Annotated in this window: 15 protein-coding genes; all 15 read right to left on the bottom strand. The window is 48.3% G+C overall.

The window, feature by feature from the left end; genetic code table 11:
• Positions 1-75: 75 nt before the first annotated feature.
• The 15 genes from ACQW03_RS20770 to ACQW03_RS20700 all read right to left on the bottom strand — a co-directional run bounded on the left by ACQW03_RS20770 (position 76) and on the right by ACQW03_RS20700 (position 16,840).
• Complete coding sequence (locus ACQW03_RS20770) at positions 76-414, bottom strand: YlmC/YmxH family sporulation protein (RefSeq protein ID WP_071641750.1); 339 nt, start codon at positions 412-414, stop codon at positions 76-78.
• Between the two features lie 118 nt (positions 415-532).
• The gene (sigG, locus tag ACQW03_RS20765; RefSeq protein WP_007431182.1) at positions 533-1,315 is read right to left on the bottom strand and encodes an RNA polymerase sporulation sigma factor SigG; all 783 of its coding nucleotides are present in this window, start codon (positions 1,313-1,315) and stop codon (positions 533-535) included.
• Between the two features lie 96 nt (positions 1,316-1,411).
• Positions 1,412-2,152 carry an RNA polymerase sporulation sigma factor SigE gene (sigE, locus tag ACQW03_RS20760; RefSeq protein ID WP_199767818.1) on the bottom strand — a complete coding sequence of 247 codons (741 nt, stop codon included), beginning with the start codon at positions 2,150-2,152 and terminating at the stop codon, positions 1,412-1,414.
• Between the two features lie 106 nt (positions 2,153-2,258).
• Positions 2,259-3,245, bottom strand: a complete 987-nt coding sequence (spoIIGA, locus tag ACQW03_RS20755) for a sigma-E processing peptidase SpoIIGA (RefSeq protein WP_071641752.1) — start codon at positions 3,243-3,245, stop codon at positions 2,259-2,261.
• Between the two features lie 188 nt (positions 3,246-3,433).
• Positions 3,434-4,558 carry a cell division protein FtsZ gene (gene ftsZ, locus ACQW03_RS20750; protein ID WP_013311084.1) on the bottom strand — a complete coding sequence of 375 codons (1,125 nt, stop codon included), beginning with the start codon at positions 4,556-4,558 and terminating at the stop codon, positions 3,434-3,436.
• 67 nt (positions 4,559-4,625) lie between these two features.
• Positions 4,626-5,897, bottom strand: a complete 1,272-nt coding sequence (gene ftsA, locus ACQW03_RS20745) for a cell division protein FtsA (protein WP_013311085.1) — start codon at positions 5,895-5,897, stop codon at positions 4,626-4,628.
• Between the two features lie 199 nt (positions 5,898-6,096).
• Positions 6,097-6,861: a cell division protein FtsQ/DivIB gene (locus ACQW03_RS20740; RefSeq protein ID WP_071641754.1), complete on the bottom strand. Its 765-nt coding sequence runs from the start codon at positions 6,859-6,861 to the stop codon at positions 6,097-6,099.
• A gap of 56 nt (positions 6,862-6,917) precedes the next feature.
• Positions 6,918-8,228 (bottom strand): UDP-N-acetylglucosamine 1-carboxyvinyltransferase, encoded by a 1,311-nt coding sequence (murA, locus tag ACQW03_RS20735; protein ID WP_177235814.1) that lies wholly within the window; start codon positions 8,226-8,228, stop codon positions 6,918-6,920.
• Positions 8,218-9,123, bottom strand: a complete 906-nt coding sequence (gene murB / locus ACQW03_RS20730) for a UDP-N-acetylmuramate dehydrogenase (protein WP_025721591.1) — start codon at positions 9,121-9,123, stop codon at positions 8,218-8,220. Before murB ends, murA begins: the two co-directional genes overlap by 11 nt.
• 146 nt (positions 9,124-9,269) lie before the next feature.
• On the bottom strand, positions 9,270-10,379 hold the full coding sequence (gene murG / locus ACQW03_RS20725) for an undecaprenyldiphospho-muramoylpentapeptide beta-N-acetylglucosaminyltransferase (protein ID WP_441951520.1): 1,110 nt from the start codon (positions 10,377-10,379) through the stop codon (positions 9,270-9,272).
• 6 nt (positions 10,380-10,385) lie between these two features.
• Complete coding sequence (spoVE, locus tag ACQW03_RS20720; RefSeq protein WP_013311090.1) at positions 10,386-11,483, bottom strand: stage V sporulation protein E; 1,098 nt, start codon at positions 11,481-11,483, stop codon at positions 10,386-10,388.
• Positions 11,484-11,532: 49 nt separating this feature from the next.
• The gene (murD, locus tag ACQW03_RS20715; protein WP_441951518.1) at positions 11,533-12,954 is read right to left on the bottom strand and encodes a UDP-N-acetylmuramoyl-L-alanine--D-glutamate ligase; all 1,422 of its coding nucleotides are present in this window, start codon (positions 12,952-12,954) and stop codon (positions 11,533-11,535) included.
• A gap of 4 nt (positions 12,955-12,958) precedes the next feature.
• Positions 12,959-13,927: a phospho-N-acetylmuramoyl-pentapeptide-transferase gene (mraY, locus tag ACQW03_RS20710; RefSeq protein ID WP_013311092.1), complete on the bottom strand. Its 969-nt coding sequence runs from the start codon at positions 13,925-13,927 to the stop codon at positions 12,959-12,961.
• A 22-nt stretch (positions 13,928-13,949) separates the two neighbouring features.
• Positions 13,950-15,353 (bottom strand): UDP-N-acetylmuramoyl-tripeptide--D-alanyl-D-alanine ligase, encoded by a 1,404-nt coding sequence (locus tag ACQW03_RS20705; RefSeq protein ID WP_441952448.1) that lies wholly within the window; start codon positions 15,351-15,353, stop codon positions 13,950-13,952.
• Positions 15,353-16,840, bottom strand: coding sequence for a UDP-N-acetylmuramoyl-L-alanyl-D-glutamate--2,6-diaminopimelate ligase (locus tag ACQW03_RS20700; protein ID WP_220029877.1), 1,488 nt, complete (start codon positions 16,838-16,840; stop codon positions 15,353-15,355). The genes ACQW03_RS20705 and ACQW03_RS20700 overlap by 1 nt, the downstream gene beginning before the upstream one ends.
• Between the last annotated feature and the right edge of the window lie 15 nt (positions 16,841-16,855).

Below are 16,855 nucleotides of genomic sequence, written 5' to 3'. Positions count from 1 at the left end.
CACCTCTACTGCCCAGTGTACCAAAAAGCCGCCGCCGTGTCTTCACAACACACTAAAATACGTAGATCTGCAAGTTCAGAAGCCCCGTCGGTCACTCCGCTCTTGACGTTCGATATACAACTTTTCCTCTTCTTCAACCGGCGGCTCATGCAATCCTTCCAGTCGTACAAGCACAACATCCGAACCTATTTTCACAATGTTGCGCCACGGAATGACCAACTCGCTTCCGCCTCCAAACCAGCCCATAAAACGACTGCTGCCTGGAACCACAATGGCTTCAATTTTCCCCTGCCGCACGTCAATCTCCAAATCACTGATTTGTCCCAGACGTCGTCCATCTACAATGTTAATGACATCCTTCGTTTGAAACTCGGAGATTTTCATTGCTCTTACTGACGTTTCCGGTGCACTCACACGCATCACATCCTTTATTTCACTATATGAGCGGAAGAGCCCAAAAAATGTCCTGTAAACGCAAAAACGATCCGGGTAGGATCGTTTTTATCGCTGAATCATTCAAGCATTCATTTCATTAGGACTTTACATGTTTTTGCATTTGCTGTATAGCCGACTTCTCTAATCTTGAAACCTGGGCTTGAGAGATACCGATTTCGTCGGCAACCTCCATTTGCGTCTTTCCTTCATAAAAACGCATAGACAATATCATCTTTTCACGCTGGCCCAGGCGATGCATCGCTTCCCGCAGAGCGATTTCCTCAATCCATGAGACGTCTTTATTTCTGTCATCACTGATCTGATCCATCACATAGATTGGGTCGCCCCCGTCGTGATATATCGGCTCGAACAGCGAAACCGGATCCTGAATCGCATCCAACGCGAACACAACGTCTTCTTTAGGCACATTCAGTGCCTCTGAAATTTCAAAAATCGTTGGTTCTCGCGAGTTCAGATTCGTCAGACTGTCCCGCACCTGAAGCGCCTTATATGCAATATCCCGTAACGAACGAGATACACGGATCGGATTGTTATCCCGCAAATAACGGCGGATCTCTCCGATAATCATCGGCACCGCATAAGTGGAGAACTTTACGTTTTGCGAAAGGTCAAAATTATCAATCGCCTTCATTAGGCCGATACATCCTACCTGGAACAAATCGTCCACAAACTCTCCCCGATTGTTAAATCGTTGAATCACACTCAGGACGAGTCGGAGATTGCCATTGACCAATTTTTCTCTGGCTGATCGTTCATTATTTTGCTGAAGTGATGTGAACAACTCGCGCATTTCTGCATTGGTTAATACCGGCAGTTTGGCAGTATCCACACCGCAAATTTCCACTTTATTTCGGGTCATCGTGTCTTACCTCCCAAGGAGCAACATTAATGTACATTATCTCCTGAGGGCATTTTTTTATTCGCTGTTTCCATCGCTTCCGGATATACCCATGCATTATACCATTTTATTAAATTCTTTTCGTAAGCGCTTTATAATTCGCTTTTCCAGACGCGAAATATACGATTGCGAGATACCCAACAGGTCAGCAACATCCTTCTGTGTCTTCTCTTCTCCGTCTTGTAAGCCGAAGCGCAGCTCCATAATCAAACGCTCTCGATCCGTCAACTTATCCAGTGCCTTATGCAATAATTTACGGTCCACCTGCTCCTCAATATTACGGTAAATGGTATCATTTTCCGTCCCCATCACATCGGAAAGCAATAATTCATTACCGTCCCAATCAATATTCAGAGGCTCATCAAAAGAAACTTCCGTTCTCGTTTTACTATTGCGACGCAAATACATCAAAATCTCATTCTCAATGCATCGAGAAGCGTATGTGGCAAGTTTGATTTTCTTCTCCGGATCAAAAGTGTTAACCGCTTTGATTAGTCCAATAGCACCGATGGATACGAGATCCTCAATGTTGATGCCCGTATTCTCAAATTTACGGGCAATATATACGACTAACCGCAAATTTCTTTCGATTAGCATCGACCGTACTGCTGCATCTCCAGAAGAAAGTTTCCCCAGCAAATATTCTTCTTCGTCTCTCGTCAGCGGTGGGGGGAGCGCCTCGCTGCCGCCAATATAATAAATTTCTTCACTTTTCAGCCCAAATAAAAATAAAATACGATAATATTGCAATTGCAACGCTAGCCTAATTTTCATCTTCAAGTTCATCTGTTCCCGCATATCATTCTCCCCCTTTTGAAAATAGTGCAATTCCAGCTGTGCTCCGCCCACTTCACCATTGGATATTTCTCGTCGTCTTCAAACATCATTTTGTGTTTATGCTCCGTCATCCTGATTCCGTAAAATGCTCACTAAAATGTGCATCTCGTTTCTGGTTGGTATTAGCACTGCCCTCTTCTTGTGCCGTCACATCCGGGTGGATGATGGCGCGATACTTACCCTCTGCTGACAATGTTCCCCCATCCAAGCCAATCAACACTCGATGATGTACAAAATGAACCCCATTCATCACCACCTCTACCCGGTCTGGTTTAATGGCCAGCATAAAGGAATGATTGCGGTTAATTCCACGATAAGGGACGAGACGAACACGATCCTGCCAGCTAAACGATTCGTCCCCCAGTTCCATCACCAGTTGGTCAGCATTCCCCTCAGAACATTTTCGGAGCCAGGAGGCGGGCAAATACGATTCCCACAAGGCCGCCTCCATGACCATCACGGGAGTTCGGGTCAAAGGATCATAGAGCTGGTTACCTGTATCCAACAAGCCTGTACACTCAATATGATCCTGCCCAATCCACACCTGCACTTGTCCCAGAAACCCACTCATCCTTTCTGTGCGCTGCTTTGAGGACTGCACAATACGAAAGAAAAGCATCACTCCGCCAAATGCGCATAAAATAAACCAGAATGCGATTTTCAGTTCAAAAGACATTCCTCCCGAAGCCGTGTACCAGATACCATTAAACAATTCCCCCGTACTTTGGAGAAAATAATGCATCCCCAAAATGCCACCTGCAGCTACAAAATTGATCATGTAAAAAGCACCCATTGTACGAAGATACTTTTGCATGCTGCCAAATCCAAAAGCCACCAGCAGCATTATGACCGATAATGCCAGTTTGATCAGGAACGTAAATAAAAAGGACAGTTCCGGCACAAACATCATGACCACGTACATTGCGCCGATTCCAGCTGAAGCCATCAACCTCCACCACACTGGACGGATTTTTCTCATCCAGGCGGTGACCATCAGCAGCACAGCATCAATGAACAAATTGGCCAAAAAAATCAAGTCGATATAAACAACCAAGGCTTCACCCGCCCAGCGTTTGCAGGATAGGCTTAAGTATAGTAGTCATGCTGTTCAAAGTCTGTCTAACGGTGGGGACGGTGACCGACTAATTTTGTCGGAAAGAGGAGAAGCGCCTGAACTGCAGGATACGGAAAACAGAAAGAAGCCCGCATCTCCAGGGAGAACGCGGGCAGTCTGAATTGAAACTAGTTATCGTTATTATTATTGCGCGAGCGGTTACGTAAGAATGTAGGAATGTCTAATTGGTCACTGCTTTGAGTGTTACCAAATGGACGCAAGTTAGGAGAGCCTTTTTCCGCCGATTCGGAAGTAGCCGGGTTGGCTGCCGGTTTACGTCCCGGTGCCGGTTGACTTGGCTTGCCTTCAAAGCCAGTGGCAATGACGGTAACCTTGATCTCTTCTTTCAACTCTTCGTCAATGATAGCACCGAAAATCATGTTTACTTCCGGATCGGAAGCCGATGTTACAATTTCAGCTGCCTCATTAACCTCATACAGAGACAGGTTGTTGCCACCAGTGATGTTCATAATCACACCACGAGCACCTTCAATGGAGGTCTCCAACAACGGGCTCATGATAGCCTTGCGTGCTGCTTCAGCCGCACGATTTTCACCAGTTGCTTCGCCAATCCCCATCAAAGCGGAGCCACGCTCCGTCATGATCGTCTTAACATCAGCAAAGTCGAGGTTGATTAGACCCGGTACAGCGATCAAATCTGAAATACCTTGTACCGCCTGACGCAGAACATTGTCTGCTTCACGGAATGCTTCCAACATTGGGGTTTTCTTGTCCACAATTTCAAGCAAACGGTCATTAGGGATTACTATCAAAGTGTCTACTTTTTCTTTTAATCCTTCAATACCAAGTTCAGCTTGATTGGAACGCTTACGCCCTTCAAACGTGAATGGTCGGGTTACCACGCCTACAGTCAGCGCGCCGCATTCCTTGGCAATTTCAGCAATGACAGGAGCCGCTCCGGTTCCAGTACCGCCACCCATTCCCGCCGTTACGAATACCATATCCGCACCTTTGAGCGTATTCATAATGAGCTCACGCGATTCTTCAGCCGCTTTTTTACCCACATCGGGGTTAGCGCCGGCACCCAGACCGCGGGTCAGCTTATCCCCAATTTGAAGCTTATGCTCAGACTTCGCTAAATGAAGTGCCTGGGCATCTGTATTGACTGTGATGAACTCCACACCCTGAACACCATTTTCGATCATTCGGTTAACCGCATTGCTGCCGCCGCCTCCGACGCCGATCACTTTAATTTGAGCCAAGCTCTCCATTTCAAAATCAAATTCCAACATACTATTCCATCTCCCCCTCAATGTGCATGGATGGCCCGTCCATGATTGGCATAATTAGCAATGAACGTTATATAAATTCACTGAACATATTTTTTAAGCGTTCAATCAACCCCTGCTTTTGCTCGCCTTCCGCAGCGGGACTACTGCTTTTAGTTCGGTTAGTCGGCTTCTTGGTACTTCCGCCACTGTTGCTAACGCTAGTCGATCTTCCGCGATAGTAACGAATAGCATTATGCAAGATTCCAACTCCGCTCGTGTAACCCGGATCCCTTACACCGATAAAATCAGGTACGGCGATCCTTACGGAAGCGGCCAGTTCGCTTTGTGCCACCTGAAGTACACCAGGCATGGAGACGGTGCCTCCGGTAAGTATATAACCTCCCGGAAGCTCTGTGTAACCCAAGCGCTTAACTTCCGCCTGAATGAGTTGAAAAATTTCCTGCACTCTCGGCTCAATAATAGCAGCCAAATCCTGCTGGTTGAACTCCTTGTCCACATTACTACCGATACGCGTCACTTTAAAGACGACATCGGCTGCCGCATCATCATACCATGCGCAGCCGTATTTAAGCTTTACTTTTTCGGCTTGATCGGTAAGGGTTCTCAGTCCGTAGGCAATATCATTGGTTACAAATTCTCCACCAATCGGAAGTGTTGATGTGGCAACAATCGTTCCTTCCTGGAAAATGGCAACATTCGTAGATCCTGCACCAATATCCACCAGCACTGAACCCATCACCTTTTCATCCTTCGAAAGAGACAATTGTCCGGCTCCAAGAGGTAGCAAGACCAGATCTTTAATCCTCAAGCCAGCTTTCTCAACGCAGCGCAACAGATTATGTATCGGGGTCTTACCTCCAGTAACAATCGTAGCCTCTACTTCGAGACGAACTCCAATCATACCGCGAGGGTCCTGAATGCCTTCAAGGCCATCCACGACATACTGCTTGGCTACCACGTCAATAATTTCTCTCTCCGGTGGTACAGCAATAACCTCAGCTGCCTTCAGTACACGCTCAATGTCCTCCTCACCGATTTCACGGTCCTCGTTGGACACGGCTACTACGCCATGACTATTTTGCAGGCCAATATGATTGCCTGAAATCCCCACATACACTTCTGTTATTTGAATACCAACCATGCGTTCTGCGTGATCCACGGCGTTACGGATTGATTGCACGGTTTGATCAATGTCTACAATTGCACCTTTGCGAATCCCTTCCGAGTCGGCAGATCCAACTCCAATAATATTAAAGGTTCCATTATTCATTTCCCCAATAATAGCCCGAACTTTGGATGTACCGATGTCCAAACTAACAATGATGTCATTGTTGCTCAAGTCTGTGGCACCTCCTGACTCCAAAATGAATTTCGTTCTTTAAACACACTCTGTACATATTCAACAAACTCCATGCTTTCCCTCTTTTTTCTACAAATTTTTTAGAAGCCAATTTATGGTTGCAGTCACATAAAAATTTGAAGAAAAAAGAAGGAGGCAAGTCTATTACCCATAAAATCAATTCTAGCATTTTTTCACATCACTGAGTAGTATCTTTTTCTTGGCCCTCTTCACTCGTATCCGGTTTGAACGGAACGTAGGAATCCGCCTCCAACATGGTGATCAAACCTGGATCTTCTGTTTCTAGCACCTGGTTCAAATAGCTGATTTTAGAATTCAGTAGAGAAACGGTTGTAATAACCTCAAACTGGGAACGTGTGTACATTTTGATGCGGTCCGGAAAAGAAGGAATCGGCGCGGGAATGATTTCCGAAATATCGGCTGTCCATTCCCCCGGAATGCGCGATAAAGCATCACACAGCTTCGCTTTGTACGGATCATCAGATTTCCATTTGGTCAAAATAGGCTTCTCAACGGCTATTCCGCTACTCCCCACGCCCACGCTTGTCCCGTTCGCTAGAATAGCACGAAGACTCCCGTCACTCTGCAACTCGTAAGCGACCGTAGCAAACTCTTTAATGTGAATAGCAATAATCCCCGGAAACTGCTTGTCCACTGTGACTTGCTGTATCGATTGAATTTCCCGCAGCTTCTCAGAGATGTCGGATGAACTGACTCCGAAATACTGGTCTCCAACAGCCAGACCGCTTCGATTAAGAAGCTGATCTCGGGTCGAAAATACATTACCATCAAAACGAATTTCAGAAACCCGACTCAACGAAGAACGGAAAAAGAGAACAGCGAGCAGTACGATAAACAACAAAATGAGAAGAATAGCAATCTTCCGGCTTGTTCTTTTTTTCGTTCTGTTCTTTTTAAGAACAGGTATTTGAGCATTTGGCATAGCTTCTCTCCACAAAAGCCTTTTGTCCCCCCGCTAACGGAGGGACATTACAGGCATTAATTTACGAAATCCAGCTGCTCCGGCACCGGAGACTGACGGCTCATTCGAGCACCCAGTCCCTGGAAAAGACGTTCGATCCGGTCATACCCTCTGTCAATATGATGAACCTGCTCGACAATGGTACGCCCTTGAGCCGCTAGGCCCGCTATGACCAGCGCAGCCCCTGCCCGCAGATCGGTAGCCTCTACCGTAGCCCCGTACAGACGAGAAACTCCTCTTATAAAAGCAGCATTTGCATCAACCGTAATATCAGCACCCATTACATTTAGTTCATCCACATGTTTGAATCGACTTTCGAAGACGGTCTCTTTCATGACACTGAATCCGTCCGCCAAGGAAAGCAGAACCATGACCTGAGATTGCAAATCCGTCGGAAAAGACGGGTAAGGGGAGGTAACGATCCTCTCCACTGCTTTGGGACGACTCATACAACTTACGGTCATTATATCATTCAAGATGCCGATTTGAACACCAGCCCGCCTGAGGACGTGAATCAGAGCAGACAAGTGGGATGGATTGCAGTGGGTCAGCGACACACTTCCTCGTGTAGCTGCAGCTGCGATCATAACCGTTCCAGCTACTATGCGGTCAGGAATGACCTCATACGTACACGGATTGAGGCGACTGACCCCCGTAATTGTAATTGTGTCGGTTCCAGCACCGATAATGCGGGCTCCCATGGCATTCAAGAAGTTTTGTAGATCCTGAATCTCTGGTTCCCTCGCTGCATTAGTGATCGTTGTTCGTCCTTCAGCCAACGCAGCGGCCATCATAATATTTTCCGTTGCACCTACACTCGGGAAATCCATGTGGATGTCCGAGCCGATTAGCTTGTGGGCTCGAAATGTAATTTGCTCGTCTTTTTCCTCTATCTCTGCGCCAAGAGCTTTTAAGCCCTCTAGGTGAAGATCAATTTTGCGCTCGCCTATGGCGCAGCCTCCGGGCTGGTAAATGGAAACTTCTCCATATCTGGCGAGCAGCGGTCCCATCAGAAAGATAGATGAGCGCATTTGCTTCATCAAATCTTCCGGAATTTGGAACGTTCGGACGGACGACGTATCCACGTATACCGTTTCCTCTTCATGTCGGCATGTACAACCGAGTCTTTCAAGGATGTGCAGCATGACCTTAATGTCTAAAAGATGGGGCACATTCCGAATTTCTACCTTACCTTGTGCTAGTAAGCTCGCTGCAAGAATAGGTAGTGCCGCATTTTTTGCCCCATGGATACGTATGGTGCCTGACAGGGGACGGCCTCCCTCAATCACCAATTTGTCCAATGTATCACCTCCGAGTTTACCGCTCACCCACTACGAAAACCTCCGGAACTAGCTTGATGCCGGTTTGAGATGATATTGTACTTTGAATATGCTTCATTAGGGTAAGCACGTCCTCTGCTGTCGCTTGACCGGTATTTACAATGAAATTGGCATGCTGTACAGATACCTCTGCGCCTCCCGCCTTCAAGCCCTTGAGACCTGCGCTCTCAATAAGACGAGCAGCATAGTCTCCTGGAGGATTACGGAATACGCTTCCTGCACAGGCTAACTGTAGCGGCTGGGTCAGCCGGCGGCGGTCTTTAAAAGCCGCAAGCGCTGCTGAAATTTCCTCGCGGTCGCCCCGCTTCATCCGAAACACTGCCTCTGTCACCATTCCACGTTGCTCATGCAACACGGAGTGTCGATAGCTGAAATGCATATTCTCGGCATCGTACACAGCCAATTCCCCTGTATCCAGCACAATCTCAGCGGACTGGAATATTTGTGACACATCAGACCCATGGGCACCGGCGTTCATGTAGACAGCCCCACCGACTGATCCTGGGATACCACCAGCAAATTCAAGGCCGGACAGGCCCTGCTTGCTGGCCATAACGCACAGTTTGACCAGTGAAACGCCTCCTCCAGCAACGATCTGTTCATCTTCAAAATGAACATAATCAAATCCTGGCCCCAGCTTGATCACAAGTCCCCGTATCCCTTTGTCAGAGACGAGCATGTTGGAGCCCCGACCCAACTGCATCCAGGGAATTCCGTGCTCGCTAGCCAGCTTCAATACTCTTGCCAGCTGCTCTTTGGTATCCGGGATGACGAGTGCATCTGCAGGGCCTCCAATCCTCCATGTCGTATATTTGGACAGCGGCTCATGCTCCAGCACTTTTCCGATATCATGTTCCGCTAATAATGGCATCCATTGCTGCATTGTACTGAAACCTCCTTGTTGCTTGCCCCGCATGGTTATAAGGCTCTCACCTGACAACCGGCAGCCTGAGTGATGGTCACAATCTATAGGGTATCCTATGTAAATACCATCCGGTGTGTGACAACCGCCCAATTCTGCGCTGCAGACTACCTTTTATGGGCAAGACGTTCCATTTCTTTTACTAAAATATCTGCTGAGTCAGGCTTGCCAAGCGCAGACGCCGACTCTGCCATGCGACTCCGCCATGCCTCATCCTTCATAATTCCCGCTATAGATTGAAACAGGACCGGGCCACTCAGTTCCTTTTCTACAATCATGACGGATGCGCCTGCTTTTTCAAGTGTACGAGCATTAGCCTCCTGATGGTTATTCGTCACATTAGGTGATGGGATCAGAATGGACGGAATGCCCAACGATGTGATCTCTGCCAAGAAGGACGCACCTGCGCGATTAACAATTAATGAGGTACAAGCCAGCACCTCTGGCATATTGTGAATATAGGGAAGCACGTGTAGATGATTGGGTAATGAGCCGATCTGATTCCGTATGCTATCCAGCGTTTGCTCATAATAAGATTCACCAGTTACATATACAAAATGGACGTCTTTCAGTTGCGAAAGTTGCGGAGCCATTGCAATCATGGCGTCATTAATGGCCTTCGCTCCCCTGCTGCCACCGACCACAAGAACGACCGAACTGTTCATCGGAACCCCAATAGTAGCAAATCCCCGATCCCGGTTAGCCAAACGAACTGTTGTAGCACGCGGATTCCCGGTGTACAGTACATTTTTAGCTTTGGGGAAAGTTCCTTCTGAGCCTTCAAAGCTAACAGCCACTGTATCCACATAGCGACTCAGAAATGTATTAGTCAGCCCTGGAATTGCATTTTGCTCATGAATAATGCTGGGAATTCCCAACTTGGAAGCTGCATAAACGACGGGGCCGCATACATATCCCCCCGTGCCAATAACGACATCTGGCTTAAATTTCTTTAATAATGCTTTGGATCTGCGAACCCCTTTGAAAAAGCGCATGATCGTTTTTATATTTTCCACAGACAAGCTGCGACGAAATCCTGTGATATCAATAGCCTCAAATGGAATTTTTTCCTGAGGAACCAACTTGCTTTCGAGTCCTCGTTGACCGCCAATGTATAAAAATTCAGCGTCCGGATCAATCTCTTCGCACTGTCTGGCTACGGCCAGCGCCGGATAAATATGCCCTCCGGTGCCGCCGCCGCTCAACACGACGCGCATAAACGTTCACCTCGCATAACGTGATAAATTTAGTAAAATGCCCAGAGCAGTTAACATTAAGGTCAGAGAAGAACCTCCATAGCTGATTAAGGGCAGTGTTATTCCTGTCACCGGCATTAAACCGATGACGACACCAATATTAATGACGACCTGTACGGCGACCATTGCGACAATACCCACCGCAAGCAAACTACCATAGGTATCCGGAATGGTTATAGCGACACGCATTCCTCTCCACACGAGAACCAAAAAGAGCCCCAACACCGCCATTCCACCGATAAAGCCAAGCTCCTCCGCCAAAATGGAAAAAATAAAATCAGTCTGCGGCTCAGGAACGTAGCTATATTTTTGTCGACTCATGCCAAGCCCCAAGCCTGCCAGGCCGCCAGGACCAATCGCATATAGCGATTGAATAATTTGATAACCTGCGCCAAGCGGATCGGACCAAGGGTCCAGAAAAGCGGTGATGCGCTGGAGCCGATAAGGCGCTGCTGCAATCAGTGCAGCAAATCCTGCTGCTCCCGACAAAGCCAGCAGACCGAGATGCTTCATACGCGCGCCTGCCGTAAATACGATGAGCATGGACGCTCCCATCATTACCGTACCAGTGCCCAAATCGGGCTGGAGCATAATAAGCCCAAAAGCCAGTCCCATGAGTCCAAGCGGAGGCAACAGGCCACGCGTAAAAGAGCTAATATCATAGTCAGGACGACTGAGCCAACGAGCGAGAAAAAGAATCATACCCAGCTTCATAAACTCGGAAGGCTGAATGCCGAAAGAGCTAATACCGAGCCAGCTTCGTGCCCCGCCTCTTACTACACCAATGCCGGGAATTAATACGGCAACCAGCAACGCTAGACAGATCAACAACACGACCTTGGCATATTTCTGCCAGATTCGGTAGTCCGTTCTGGCAGTAAAGTACATCGCTACAAGGCCGAGCCCTGCAAACAGCAATTGCCGCTTTACAAAATAGTAGGAGTCCCCGTACTCGTGAAAAGCGAGGACGGCGCCCGCACTGTATACCATAACCATGCCGATGGCTAATAAGCTTATGATACAAACGAAAAGCCATAAATCCGGCGCTGGACGAGATTGCTTCATCAGGAGGCCACCCCTTGCATAAAAGTAGGGGCTTATCCAACCCCCCTACTTACAATTTATGCGCCGCCTCTTTAAAAATACGTCCACGCTCTTCATAGGATCGGAACATATCCCAGCTTGCACAGGCGGGTGAGAGTAATACTATATCTCCCGTCTCAGCAATTTCAGCAGCCTTGTTCACAGCCTCCACGAGCGTAGCGGCGGCATCCTCCCCATTATCTACGACCTTGACATACTCTATTCCGGCCTGCTGGGCCCGCTCAGCCAACTTATGCCGTGTCTCACCCAAGAGCACAACGGCTTTCACACCTTCCTGCAAGGAAGGTACGAGCTCTGTGTAATCAGAACCGCGATCCAATCCTCCGGCAATGAGTACAACGGGTTGCTTAAAGGAAGATAAGGCCATCATTGTTGCTTTCGAATTGGTTGCTTTGGAGTTATTGTAATAAGCTACACCAGCGTGTTCTAAAACATATTCAAGCCGATGTTCGACACCGCGAAAAGTACTTAATGGTTCCGCCAAATTCGCTGGTTCTGCGCCTGCAGCAATGGCGATTGCGCAAGCAGCAAGAGCATTTTCTACGTTAAAACGACCTGGAAGTCCAATCTCAGCTACGCCTATAATGGGATGCAGCACACCATTTCCATCGCGATATACGATGCTACGTTCAATGTCGTCCGTCACATCCGGTATGTATGGCGGGTCAGCGAACACCCCTTCCTGCAAACGTTCTGTCATCGAGAACGGAAGCAGCTTCGCTTTTATATAGGGTACGAGCTCCCGGCAGATGGGGTCATCCCAGTTCACTACTGCAGTATTCGCCGCGGTTTGATTGGCAAATAGACGCGCCTTGGATGCAACGTAGTCCTCCATGCCTCCGTGGTAGTCCAAATGGGTCTCAGCTACATTGAGCAGGCAGGCCACAGTGGGCTTGAAATCTTTTGTTCCTTTTAACTGAAAGCTGCTCAGCTCCACAACCATCCACTCGTCCGACTTGGCATCCACAGCCGCCTCACATACGGGCGTACCGATATTACCAGCCACGATTGGATTCATGCCGGATGCCTCCAACAGCTTGCCTACCCAAGTTGTCGTGGTCGTCTTTCCGTTGGAGCCAGTAATTCCGATGATCGGAGCTTTACATAGATGGTAGGCGACCTCAACCTCGGTCACGACCTCAATGCCGAGCTCGACAGCTTTCTGTACGGGAGGGGCCGTATAAGGAATCCCTGGATTTTTGACAACCAGCTTCACTCCAGGATGAATTAGCCCCTCTGGGTGACCCCCGCATAAAACGGAAATTCCCAAAGCCTCTAATTCAGAAGCTTCGGGACATTGTTCCCTATCTTTTTTATCATTGACTGTCAGCTTGGCTCCGGCTTGGTGCAGCACCTTGGCAACTTGCACGCCGCTTTTAGCCAGACCGATAATGACGACTTCCTGATCTCTGTATGCGTCTGGATGGTTCATTTGTCTACAACCCCTTGTTGAGATAAAGTCCGAGTCCTGCCAACAACAGTCCTACAGCCCAGAATGTAATAACTACGCGCCATTCGGACCAGCCGGACAGCTCGAAATGATGATGGATCGGGCTCATTTTGAAAATACGCTTGCCACGTGTTTTAAAGGAAGCTACTTGCAAGACCACGGACAGCATTTCAATTACGAATACACCACCGATAATGAGGAACAAAATTTCGCTTTTCGTAACGATGGCAATGGCACCTATGGCGCCGCCAATTCCCAGCGAGCCTGTGTCACCCATAAACACCTTGGCAGGATGAGCATTATATACGAGAAATCCGAGTACAGCGCCAATCATAGCCGCTGAGCATACTGCTGCCGGAAGCGAGGTTGCCTGAATCGCGACAATGGCATAAGCAGCAAAGGCAATGGCACTTGTACCGGACAGCAGCCCGTCCAGCCCATCCGTGAAATTGACAGCATTGCTAATCGCCAGCATCATAATAATGATGAATGGATAATAAAACCAGCCGCCCCAATCAAATGACCATGACGTTCCAGGGATGCCGATCGCAGTACTATGATCATTGCTAAGCAGAAGCCAGCACATGATCGCGCCAAACAATAATTGCCCAAACAGCTTTTGACGCGCCGTCAGACCTAACGAGCGTTTAAATACAATTTTGATGTAGTCGTCCAAAAAGCCGATCAGCCCAAAACCGAGCGTAGCAACCAGCAGAACGTAAAAGTCCGTATTTTTGATAGCTGAAAACTTAAGAAAGGTCAGCGTAAAAGCCACCAGAATCACGATACCGCCCATTGTAGGCGTACCTATTTTTTTAAGATGGCTCTGTGGCCCGTCATCCCGGACCTGCTGGCCGAATTTCATTCGCCGCAGCAGCGGAATGAGCAGTGGAGCGGCAATGACCGCCAATATAAACGATACGACGATCGTCAGCAGTAATAATTGAATATCCATGGGAGTCTTCCTCTCGTCAACATCAGTTCTGTAGCGGACCGTTTTTCAGCGCATCCACAATTTCTTCTAGTCGCATCCCTCTGGATGCCTTAACCAGCACAATATCATTGGCGTGTAGATGAACCAGCAAATACTGGATCAGCTCTTGCTTATCTGTATAAGCGTGAACGTTAGCAGTTGGCATCAACTCTTGCGCAGCCTGCGCAATCGAAGTGCCTAACGCACCGTAAGTAAACAGTACTTCTAGGTCGTGCTTTGCCGCGAAAATTCCAATTTCCTCATGGAATTGCTTTTCCTCAGGTCCCAGCTCCAGCATATCACCAAGCACGGCGATTTTACGTCCGTCCGTTTTATACGCAGACAACGTCTGAATCGCAGCCTTCATTGAAGCCGGACTGGCATTATAAGCGTCGTTTAGCACGGTAAGTCCATTAGGACAGTTCACGACCTCAATGCGCATGCCCGTCAGCTTTAAAGACGACAACCCTTTACGTATATGGTCTGCATCGACATTGAAATGACGCGCTACCGCCAGTGCCGCCAAACCATTTACAACATTGTGCTGTCCAAGCAAGGGAAGCCGGAAAGCCTCTTTGCCAGATTGGGCTGTTATAAATAAGCTACCTTCTCCATCCGAAGTGATTTCAGTTGGATAGTCATCGTTGCCTGCAGCTAGCCCGAACGTAAACAATTTTAAACCTTCAGGCTTGACCGTTTCAGACTCCTCCAACACTTGTGAAAGCAGTGGTTCATCCCCGTTGTAGATCAGCAAACCACCGGGCTTAAGGCCACTTGTGATCTCCAACTTTGCACGAGCGATTTCCGCACGAGAACCAAGCTGCAGCAAGTGCGATTCGCCTATGTTCGTTATGATAGCTACATCTGGTTGGGCAATATTAGCCAGCAGACGAATCTCTCCACGTCCACTCATGCCCATCTCCAGAATGAGAATATCTGTATCCTGCGGCATGGACAGTACAGTTAAAGGCAAACCGATATGATTGTTATAATTCCCTTCGGTTTTGTGTACTTTAAAAGTCGTGCCCAGCAGAGCGTTTACGATGTCTTTCGTTGTCGTCTTGCCGTTGCTTCCCGTGATCCCAACGACAGAAACGCCGGTTTCGCGTAAGTATGCAGCTGCTAGATGCTGCAGGGCTTCTAACGTATCCTCTACCTCAATAGCGTTCTCAGCCGGAGGTGCTCCATGATCCTTTTGCCATAAAAACGCAGCTGCACCAGCCTCGCTTACGATCTGCTGCACATAATTATGCCCATCAAACCGTTCGCCCACGAGTGGAACAAACAACCCTTGGCTTTGCGGCCTGCGAGAATCTGTAAAAACGCCTTCGACCATCTGTTCGGTGTCCGCTTCTCCGTGAAGTATTCCTCCACACATAGATGCAATCTGACCGATTGTTCTTTTCATCACTTGGATAAACCCCTTATCGCTTCTTTGGCTACGATGCGGTCATCGAATTCATGCACCGTTTTTCCGATCAACTGGTAAGTCTCATGACCTTTTCCCGCAATCAATACTACATCGTCAGGGCTTGCCATTTCAACAGCTTTATGAATTGCAGTTCTGCGATCCACGATCAATTCGTATCGTTCTGCGGGTACACCTTCGTCAATCAGCCCTTGTTCGATGTCTTTCAAAATCACTTTCGGGTCCTCTGTTCGCGGATTGTCGGAAGTAATAAACGAGTGATCGCTGTAACGCGCAGCAATTTTCCCCATCAATGGACGTTTCGTACGATCTCGGTCACCGCCGCATCCAAATACACACCATACTTTACCGACCGCAAATTCCTTTACGGTGCGAAGGACATTTTCCAATCCGTCCGGTGTATGGGCATAATCTACAATAACAGCAAAGGGCTGACCCGCATCTACAGGCTCTACTCGCCCATCTACGCCTGCGATAGACTCTAGACTGCGCTTGATATCCACCAGCGAGATTCCTTCCAGCAAAGCAGCGGTAATGGCCGCCAGTGCGTTGTACACATTGAACTTGCCCACCATTCGAAGCTCAATATCGGTATCTCCTTTAAAAGTAGACACATGGAAGGAGGTTCCCTTGGAACCTATCGTGATACGAGATGCCTGCACATCAGACTCCTTTTCCACGCCGTATGTAATCACTTGGGCCGCAGTTTGAGCCTGCAAATAGGAAGAAGCCGAATCGTCTGCATTCAGAACAGCATATTTGCTATCTGATGCATCCCGCGAGAAAGCATTTCCCAACCTAGAGAATAAAAGTCCTTTTGCAGCACGGTACTCCTCCATTGTGTTGTGGTAGTCCAGGTGGTCCTGCGTCAGGTTTGTAAATATAGCGGTGCGAAAATCAGTTCCTTTGACGCGGCCCTGCTCCAACGCATGTGAGGATACTTCCATGACACAGCATTGAACCCCCTGCTCTGCCATATTTCCGAGATAACGTTGCAGTTCCACCGCTTCGGGCGTAGTGCCAGACATTGGGTAAGGCTGACCACCGTAACGCATTTGAATCGTACCAATCAGTCCGGTGTTCACCCCGGCATCCTTCATGATCTTTTCAATCAGATAAGTTATCGTTGTTTTACCGTTGGTTCCGGTTATGCCGATCATGCGCATGCGTCGGCTCGGTGAATCAAACATATAATCCGCCAAAACCGCCATGGCATGTCGTGCATCCTTAACTACAAGCTGCGGAACAGGCACATCCAGCTCCCGTTCAACGACCAAAGCTGCCGCTCCGGACGCAATTGCCTGCTCAGCATAGTCATGTCCGTCCACTGTAAAACCTGGCAAACACAGAAATAAATCCCCCGGTTGCACTCGACGTGAATCCGCCCCGATTCCTCGGCAATCCACTGTACCGTCACCCACTACACGGGAGACGGCCAGCAGTGAAGCCAATTGTTGAAGCTGCATCTTTCATTCCTCCAT

The sequence above is a fragment of the Paenibacillus sp. DRB1-1 genome (assembly GCF_052119485.1).
Lineage (GTDB): Bacteria > Bacillota > Bacilli > Paenibacillales > Paenibacillaceae > Paenibacillus > Paenibacillus polymyxa_B.
Note: the sequence above shows the minus strand (reverse complement) of the source record. Positions and strands in the feature narration are given on the sequence as shown.

What these genes read in the sequence shown, in the direction of transcription:
- sigG (WP_007431182.1), bottom strand. Translation starts at nt 1,315, where the DNA reads ATGACCCGAAATAAAGTGGAAATTTGCGGTGTGGATACTGCCAAACTG.
- sigE (WP_199767818.1), bottom strand. Translation starts at nt 2,152, where the DNA reads ATGCGGGAACAGATGAACTTGAAGATGAAAATTAGGCTAGCGTTGCAA.
- ftsZ (WP_013311084.1), bottom strand. Translation starts at nt 4,558, where the DNA reads ATGTTGGAATTTGATTTTGAAATGGAGAGCTTGGCTCAAATTAAAGTG.
- ACQW03_RS20740 (WP_071641754.1), bottom strand. Translation starts at nt 6,861, where the DNA reads ATGCCAAATGCTCAAATACCTGTTCTTAAAAAGAACAGAACGAAAAAA.
- murB (WP_025721591.1), bottom strand. Translation starts at nt 9,123, where the DNA reads ATGCAGCAATGGATGCCATTATTAGCGGAACATGATATCGGAAAAGTG.
- murG (WP_441951520.1), bottom strand. Translation starts at nt 10,379, where the DNA reads ATGCGCGTCGTGTTGAGCGGCGGCGGCACCGGAGGGCATATTTATCCG.
- spoVE (WP_013311090.1), bottom strand. Translation starts at nt 11,483, where the DNA reads ATGAAGCAATCTCGTCCAGCGCCGGATTTATGGCTTTTCGTTTGTATC.
- murD (WP_441951518.1), bottom strand. Translation starts at nt 12,954, where the DNA reads ATGAACCATCCAGACGCATACAGAGATCAGGAAGTCGTCATTATCGGT.
- mraY (WP_013311092.1), bottom strand. Translation starts at nt 13,927, where the DNA reads ATGGATATTCAATTATTACTGCTGACGATCGTCGTATCGTTTATATTG.
- ACQW03_RS20705 (WP_441952448.1), bottom strand. Translation starts at nt 15,353, where the DNA reads ATGAAAAGAACAATCGGTCAGATTGCATCTATGTGTGGAGGAATACTT.
- ACQW03_RS20700 (WP_220029877.1), bottom strand. Translation starts at nt 16,840, where the DNA reads ATGCAGCTTCAACAATTGGCTTCACTGCTGGCCGTCTCCCGTGTAGTG.